Source organism: Ruminococcus sp. (assembly GCF_019417665.1).
Lineage (GTDB): Bacteria > Bacillota > Clostridia > Oscillospirales > Ruminococcaceae > Ruminococcus_C.
Map to the genome: position 1 here is coordinate 1 of NZ_DXUU01000077.1, position 8,140 is coordinate 8,140.

The 8,140-nt window shown below is 46.4% G+C and carries 9 protein-coding genes and 1 pseudogene; all 10 read left to right on the forward strand.

Annotated features, from left to right (window positions below; all coding sequences use genetic code 11):
* Positions 1-234: pseudogene (locus QZ375_RS12925) on the forward strand (ATP-dependent helicase); the annotation flags it as partial.
* Between the two features lie 55 nt (positions 235-289).
* Complete coding sequence (locus tag QZ375_RS12930) at positions 290-700, forward strand: hypothetical protein (protein WP_295219668.1); 411 nt, start codon at positions 290-292, stop codon at positions 698-700.
* A gap of 71 nt (positions 701-771) precedes the next feature.
* Positions 772-1,521 (forward strand): hypothetical protein, encoded by a 750-nt coding sequence (locus tag QZ375_RS12935; RefSeq protein ID WP_295219669.1) that lies wholly within the window; start codon positions 772-774, stop codon positions 1,519-1,521.
* Positions 1,522-1,601: 80 nt separating this feature from the next.
* Positions 1,602-3,527, forward strand: a complete 1,926-nt coding sequence (locus QZ375_RS12940) for a bifunctional 3'-5' exonuclease/DNA polymerase (protein ID WP_295219670.1) — start codon at positions 1,602-1,604, stop codon at positions 3,525-3,527.
* A gap of 3 nt (positions 3,528-3,530) precedes the next feature.
* The gene (locus QZ375_RS12945; RefSeq protein ID WP_295219671.1) at positions 3,531-3,950 is read left to right on the forward strand and encodes a DUF4406 domain-containing protein; all 420 of its coding nucleotides are present in this window, start codon (positions 3,531-3,533) and stop codon (positions 3,948-3,950) included.
* Positions 3,947-6,436 carry a phage/plasmid primase, P4 family gene (locus QZ375_RS12950; protein ID WP_295219672.1) on the forward strand — a complete coding sequence of 830 codons (2,490 nt, stop codon included), beginning with the start codon at positions 3,947-3,949 and terminating at the stop codon, positions 6,434-6,436. Before QZ375_RS12945 ends, QZ375_RS12950 begins: the two co-directional genes overlap by 4 nt.
* A gap of 192 nt (positions 6,437-6,628) precedes the next feature.
* Positions 6,629-6,913, forward strand: a complete 285-nt coding sequence (locus tag QZ375_RS12955) for a VRR-NUC domain-containing protein (protein ID WP_295219673.1) — start codon at positions 6,629-6,631, stop codon at positions 6,911-6,913.
* Positions 6,914-6,972: 59 nt separating this feature from the next.
* Complete coding sequence (locus tag QZ375_RS12960) at positions 6,973-7,200, forward strand: hypothetical protein (RefSeq protein WP_295219674.1); 228 nt, start codon at positions 6,973-6,975, stop codon at positions 7,198-7,200.
* A complete protein-coding gene (locus QZ375_RS12965) occupies positions 7,197-7,607 on the forward strand; it encodes a sigma factor-like helix-turn-helix DNA-binding protein (protein WP_295219675.1) in 411 nt (136 codons plus the stop codon). The genes QZ375_RS12960 and QZ375_RS12965 overlap by 4 nt, the downstream gene beginning before the upstream one ends.
* Positions 7,608-7,739: 132 nt before the next feature.
* A complete protein-coding gene (locus QZ375_RS12970; protein ID WP_295219676.1) occupies positions 7,740-8,090 on the forward strand; it encodes an HNH endonuclease signature motif containing protein in 351 nt (116 codons plus the stop codon).
* The last annotated feature ends 50 nt before the right edge of the window (positions 8,091-8,140 follow it).

Here is an 8,140-nt window from a genome sequence, read left to right on the forward strand (position 1 = left end):
TTAACTGCTGCCAGTACGATGGTCTTTTATTCCCTTGATTACAGCATGAGCAACTTTGAACAGGCAAAGGCTCGTATTCACAGAGCCGGGCAAAAGGAAAACTGTCACTACATTTACCTTGTTTGCAAAAACACCGTTGATCGCAAAGTGCTGTATGCACTGAGAAAGAAAATTAACCTTGCCAAAATGCTAGTTGATGATTACCGTAAGGGCAGAAATCCTTTCAAAACCTGAGATTTCCGAAAGGGGGTTGAATTTCTCGGTAGTAAGTGAAAGGAGGTAGTCACCGATGGAAAATACAAAAATTTTTGAAATGGCTGACAGGCTCAAGACTCTGCAGGAACAGAAGAAAGACCTCGAAGCACAGACCAAGGCCCTGGGTGCGGAGATAGCAGAACTTGACCTGCAGTTATCCGATGCCATGACAGAAGCCGAACTTGACCGTTTTTCCCGTAACGGCAGCACATTCTATCTGAAGAGCAGACTGTATGCATCACCGGCGTCCGGTCGCAAGGACGAGATGATGCAGGCGCTGAAAGAAAACGGATATGGCAGTCTAGTTACGGAAACGGTCAATGCCAACACCCTCGCATCCTTTATTAAGGAACAGCGTGAAATCACCGGCGAGGAAGTTCCGGCATGGCTTGGTGATACCGTCAGCACTTATGAAAAAGTGTCAGTCGGCATCCGCAAATCATAGGTGCATGGATATTACAGCACCGCAGCAACGCAAAATCATAAATTATTACATTTCACAGGAGGGCATAGATCATGTCAGATAAGAATAATAACGAACTCACAGTGACCGAAGGATTCGCTGTATTGGCAAACCAGGATGTATTGAATGAGGCATTGGCAGATGATTGCCAGGGACTTGAGTTTTCATTTGACCGTGTAAAGCTACCAACAGGCGGCGGTACGGCATTCGAAATTCCGTCTGCCGAAGGCGAGGAGTCTGAGATGGCAAAGGACATCACCGGAGTCATTGTGTATAACCACCCGGCATTCGCCTATTACCACGACAAGTATAACGGTGGGAACAATCCTCCCGATTGCGGCTCTTTTGATGGAGTGATGGGTATCGGCAATCCCGGTGGGAATTGTGCCGGCTGTCCCTATAACAAATTTGGCAGCGGTGATGGACAGAGCAAGCTGTGCAAGAACAAGCGTATGCTCTACATCCTGCGTGAGGGCGAACTGTTTCCGATTACCATTTCCCTGCCGACAGGGTCACTGAAGTCTTTTACAAATTATGTGAAGAGTCAACTTTCCCGTGGACGCAAGCTGAATCAGGTGGTCACAAAAATCACGCTGAAAAAGGCTACAAACGCATCCGGCATCGCATTCTCCCAGGCTGTCTTTGCTTTCGTGCGTATGCTAACGGCGGAGGAACGCACAGCAGTGGCAGGTGTAACGGAAACGGTCAAGGCATATGCAGCCAAACTTACCCCTGCATCTCTCATTGATGATGAGCCAGTGGTTGATCCGGAAACGGGAGAAATTATTGAACCTTTGAAGTAAGAAAACTAAATACAGAGAACACCGGAATGCCCGGATGGGTATAATGCTCCTCCGGGTTATTCCCGTAGGAGAGAATATACATGAATACAGAATATAAATGTGTGACCACAGTAGAGGGTATTAAGGAATATATCGGGAACAGTCCACTGGTGGCATTTGACTTTGAAACAGCACCCGATGATCCATACCGTGAAGAAGATAAAGCGGCACTCGACCCGGCAAAGGCGCATATTGTCGGCTGCTCCTTCTCTATTAAGGAAGGAACGGGCATCTATGTTCCTGTTGCCCATCGTGTCGGTAACAATATAGATAAAGATGCTTTCTTTTCCTTTCTGGCGGCATTTCTTACAAATACTGCAATGATAAAAATTGCCCACAACATTGCCTTTGAATCCTTGATGGCGTATGCGAAGGGCATCATTATCCAGGCTCCCGTGTACGACACAATCTGTGCGTCACAAATGAGCCTGAAAAGCACCTACGAATTCCGCAAGCTGAATGAGAGCGGTTTGAAAAAGTTGGCAGCAGAACTGCTCGGAGAACCATTGCCGTCTTTTTCAAGTGTAACAGACGGAAAGCACTTTGACGAACTGGATGCGCAGGATGTGGAAACCGTCCGCTATGGTGCTGCTGACTCGGACTTTGCTCTGCGACTCTATCACAAGTTTAACGACTGGTTTGATCGCTACCTTCCAAAGCACAGGTACATTGTGGAGAAAATTGAGAGTCCGACTGCTGTATATCTTGGCATCATGAAATGCAACGGTATTCCTGTAAATCTGTCGCTTATGCAGGAGCGTAAGGCTGAAGCTGAAGCGGAGATGGAGCGTGTCCGTAAGGAAATCGAATTCATCATTGGTGATGTGAATATCGGAGCTAACTGTTCCACCCAGGCGTTCAAAAATTATCTGTATAAAGACCTGGGGCTTCCCATTCTCAAAACCACAGAAACCAATCGTGAGGCAGCAGACGATATGACGATGACGCTCTTGAAAGAATGGTGTGATAAGAATCGTCCGGAACTTTCAAAGCTGTTTACGTTGGTGCAGGAATATCGTAAGTGGGGCAAAATCAAGTCCACTTATATTGACGGTTATTTAAAATATTTGAATCCTGTGACGGGCTGCATCCATCCGGATATGTTCGCACTTTCAACTGATACAGGCAGGATGAATTGCCGAAACCCCAATGCCCAGAATATGCCTCGTAAGACCAATGATCCGATTGGCGTACGCAATTTTATCAAAGCACCGGACGGACATCTGATTCTGTCACTGGACTTTTCACAGATTGAACTGCGTGTGGGAGCATTTTACTGCCGTGACCCGAAGATGCTGGATACCTATCGAAATAATGGTGATATCCATGCGGCTACCACCAGCGTTATTTTCGGTGTAAGCTATGAAGAAGCACAGGACAAGCACTCTGAAAATTATAAGGAACACAGAACAATTGCAAAAAATGTGAATTTCGGGACTTTCTATGGATTGTTTCCGAGAGGGCTGCAGAAAACGCTAAAATTCAAGGCGGGAGTTGAAAAATCCGTTAGTGAGTGTGAGGACATTCTTTTCAATCTCAAGCACGGATACAAAGGTCTGACTGCATGGCAGGAAGAAACAAAGGCAGATGCTGCAAGACGGATGTATTCCGAAACATGGCTTGGCAGACGCAGGTATCTTCCCAATATTAATTCTGATAACTGGGGGCAGAAGTCCTTTGCAGAACGCTGTGCGCTGAATACACCGATTCAGGGAACGGCGGCAGATATTCTGAAACTCGCCATTGCCAGGATACTGGCAGGACTGCCTGAGCGTGATTGGTTGAAGCCCATTCTTCAGATACACGATGAACTGACCTTCATTATCCCGGAGGACAAGTTGCTGGAGGCTGTGACCTTTATCCGTGCCTGCATGGAAGAAAAGCCTTTCCCGGAGTTTGACCTTCCGCTGATTGCAGAGGCATCTGCGGGACCGACCTTTGGAATGATGGAAGAACTGGAGGACTAACATATGTACAAAAACAGCGAGGGCTATAGCAGTCCGACAGAGGGCATGGCAATCAGCCATGTCATGAAAGAATACAGACAGCAGCAGAAGAAACGGTATGCAGATAAAAACCGCAGAAAAGTATATGTGGCATCAAAGTATAGCGGAGATGTGAATGCAAATGTTACGGCAGCGATTGGATACTGCCGCCGAGTGATTCGTGAAGGATATATGCCGGTAGCCAGCCATCTTTTATACCCGCAGATGCTGGATGACAATATTCCTGCCGAGCGTGAACTGGGGCTGCTGTTCGGTCTTGCGCTTCTTCGTATGTGCGATGAAGTATGGGTATTTGGAACGGTGACACCAGGTGTTGCCAGCGAAATTGAAGAAGCAAAGAAACTGAAGAAACAGATCAGATATTTTGAGGAGGCGGAAACATGAATGTGACAGTAACCGATGTACTTGGCTCTCTTTTCAATCCGACCGATATCGTTTGCTTTCGTGTATTCGATGATAAAAAAAGCGGCGTATTTCAGGGAACGAAGCTGTCCTGTGAGTGCGGAAAGTACAAAAGCATTGAAGAAACACTGAAAAAACACAATGCCATGAACCGCGGCATCTTTTTCGTAGTCAACTACGGCGGGCAGGACGATAATTCGATTACAAGAATCAATGCGCAGTTCGTGGAGATGGACAATGACAGCTTTGAGGATCAGCAAAAGAAAATCGATGCGTTCCCACTCCCTCCCTCTATGGTCATAAAAACGCAGAAATCATATCATGTGTACTGGTTTATGGATTCGAGTGCAAAAGTGGAGCTATTTCGCAGGATTCAGACGCAGCTTGTAAAGCAGTTTGACGGTGATCCGATGTGTGTCAATGAATCAAGGGTCATGAGGCTTCCGGGATTTATGCACTGTAAAAAGGACACCCCGGTTGAAGTGACCTGCGTCAGTTTCCACCCTGAACGCAAATATACACAGGAACAACTGTCTGATGTTTTGCCGGAAATAGATCTTACCCCCGTGGAGCATAAGAGCGGTGCAGAGAAAGGCATCGACCAGGTGATGCGTTCGTGTGTTTTCCTGCAGCACTGCCGTGATGATGCCGCCTCTCTGTCTGAGCATGACTGGTATGCCATGATTACAAACCTTGCTCCTTTTGAGGGCGGTACGAAGTTGATTCACATGCTGTCTGCACCCTATCCCAGATACAATGAGGGCAACACACAGAAGAAAATCAATCATTTTCTGGAGAGTGGTACGAATCCGATCACCTGCAAAACCATCTGTGAAAAAGGATTCAAGTGTCCGAAGTTCGCAGCCGGAGAATGCCCGGTAAAGGCTCCTGCCGCATGGTGCTATCAACCGATGAGCGCAGAGGTGCTGCTTGATGTGCTGCACAGTATTCCCGTAACGGGAGAAGCTATCAAAGACTTGCAAGCGGCGAAACAGTTTGTGCTAAATTATCTGTACAACCAGGATATGGTGACGGCAGATGTAATCATCAATTCCGAAATTCGTGACCATTTTAAACTGAAGGCATCGTTTCTGAAATCTCTGAATGCTGTATTTAAGGATACCAGCAAAGCATATCAGGCAAGTAAAAACGCCAAGAGAGCCAAGGCAGGTACAGCGATTCCGGATTGGTATGAACCGAATGACAAAGGACTACGTTTTCTACCCGGGGTGCTGGCAAAAACGATGTCGGAGGAACAGCAAGTTTTTTACTCTGCAGAACAGCATTTCAGCTATCGTGGCGGTGTGTATGTCGAACTTTCTGAAATGGAAGCACAGCGTCTGGTGCAGGAGAAAATGCTGGTGCGTGAAACGAAGATGAGTCAGATCATTGATGCAGAGAAACAGTGGCGTCTTCTGGTTCAGCGGGATATCCGGGAACTGAATGCCAATCCCTATATCATCAATGTCCGCAACGGCTTATACAACGTGCTTGAGGATACATTGACGGAACATACACCAGATTATTATTCTACGGTACAGCTGAATGTTACCTATGACAAAACGGCAGACTGCCCGAGGTTCAAAAAGTTTCTGGAAGAGTCAATGGGTGGTGATATGGAACAGGTAGCTCTGATACAAGAAATGCTTGGATATTTTCTTATTCCTGTCAACTCGGCTCAGAAATGCTTTGTTATCGTAGGTGCTGCAGGTGCAGGAAAGTCAGTGCTGCTCCGTGTGCTGAACGATGTGCTGTTGGGAAAGCAGAATGTTTCTAACGTATCTTGGCAGGCACTGAATGAGCGGTTCAAGACCGCAGAGCTTTTCGGTAAGCTGGCAAATATCTTTGCTGACCTGCCGACAAAGAATATTGATGACAACGGCATATTCAAGGCTCTTGTGGGTGAGGACTATCTGACCGTAGAGAAAAAGAATAAAAACCCGTTCTCTTTTCAGTCCAGTGCAAGGCTTCTGTTCTCCTGCAACAGTATTCCGAAAAACTACGGTGATCGCTCGGAGGGCTTTTACCGCAGACTCATCATTATTCGGTTCAATCATACTGTGCCGCAGGACAAGCGTGACCCGGAACTGTTGGAAAAGTTCCGCTTGGAGGCAGACGGTATTTTCCTGTTTGCCTTAGAGGGTTTGCGCAGACTGATGAATAATCACTATGTGTTCTCAGAAACGCAGGTCAATGCGGACGAACTGCAGCAGTATCGTGAGGAGTCGGATTCCGTGTTGTCATTCGTGAAGGAATATTGTGAATTGGATGCGGGATACAGTGCTGGGTCAACGGAGATATTTAACGCATATAAGGGATATTGCGAGGAATGTGGCTTGAAACCGTACTCACAGAAAAGCTTTGTGCAACAAATCACTGCAACATTTCCGGAAGTGACAAGGGACATTGACCGTGTGGCGAAAAGGCGCATACTGTCCGGAATCAGGCTTGGCGAGGTGCTTGGATAATGGCCTCCCGGAGTGCTTGCTGCACCCATCATTGGAACACGAGAACACGTTGGAACACCAAATTCCTATCTCTCTATATATAATACATATTTTTATATACACTCATTTTTTTTCTATAAAAAATACAGTAATATGGGATTTCTGGTGTTCCATGTGTTCCAAGTGTTGAAAATACGGAGGTTTTTGGAACAGATGAAAGAAACCGATATTGTGAAAGCAATTATGAAGTACCTTCGAACCGTGCCGGGATGCTTCTGCTGGAAAGAACACGGTGGAATGTACGGGACGGCAGGCATACCCGATATCATTGCCTGCATTGATGGCCACTTCTTCGGTTTCGAGGTAAAGACCGATATTGGAAAACCTACGAAGCTGCAAGAGGCAACTATCCGTAAAATCCTCGCAGCGGGCGGCACTGCATTGGTGGTACGTTCGGTGGATGAGGTGCGAACCGCAATAACAGGTTCTCTGCACTGATACAAAGAAACGCTGTTTCATCGCAACGATGCTTATTTCTGAAAAATGGAGGAACGCATATGACCGGCATAACAAATTATGAAAATCTGGCTAACGCTATAATCCTGCAGGCTGTGAGAGATTACCGAACAACACTCAAGTGCCTAAAGAGAAATCCGTGTAATCGTGACGCAGACCGCAGAAAGAACGAAATCGAACGTTTCTTTCGTTCGCAATTGTTCACTGTACTGACAAGCGTGGATGGTGAGATGCTGATTCGCTCTCTCCATGAGGAGGTGAACACATGACGGCTAAGGAATACTTAAATCAGGCAAGACATCTGGACGCACTGATTCATTGCCGACTACGTGAAATTGACTATTGGAGAGATTTATCCAGCAACGTTTCAAGTAGTAGCTTTGAAGAACACTACAACTCAAATCGCTCTACCGAAGCACCTTTTGCCAAATGTATCGAAAAGATTGACGAGATACAGCATGATGTGGCAGATAAGGTTTCCTATCTGGTAAAAATCAAAGGTGAAATCAATACGGCAATCGATAATATGAACAGCCGTGATGAACAGTTAGTTCTCCGCTACCGTTACCTTGAAGGCTTTAGTTGGGAAGAAATCGCCCAGATGCTTTGTGTGTCGGTTAGAACAGTGCATCGTATACATGGGTCGGCACTTCAAAATTTTTTAGTCCCGGATTGAAAGTTGGCACACTTTGTCACAGAATGTCACACCTGATCTGTGGTATTATTATAATAGCGAAAAAGAATGAGGACAGCTTTCATGGGAGCAATCCTGTGAGGGCTTTTCTTATGCAATCGAAGAGGTGAACCTATGCCAAGAAAAGCAAAGCACCCCTGCGGTCACCCTGGCTGTCCGAACTTAACTGAAGAAAGATACTGTTCTGAACACAAGCCAGTGCACCCTAACAGACCATCAGCTGCCAAGCGTGGTTATGGCAGCAAGTGGCAGAGAGTCAGCAGGGCATACCTGCGAAAGCACCCGCTGTGTGTAAAGTGTCAGGCACAGGGCAGATACGTTCAGGCGACAGTTGTTGACCATATCATTCCCCACCGTGGTGATAAGAATTTATTCTGGAATGAATCCAACTGGCAGGCACTCTGCAAATCATGCCATGACAGGAAAACCTGGACGGAAGATAACAATCCGGAGTACAAATACTAACCCTGGGGGATAAAAACCTCTAAATGTGAACTTTCTAAAGACCGGCGCCC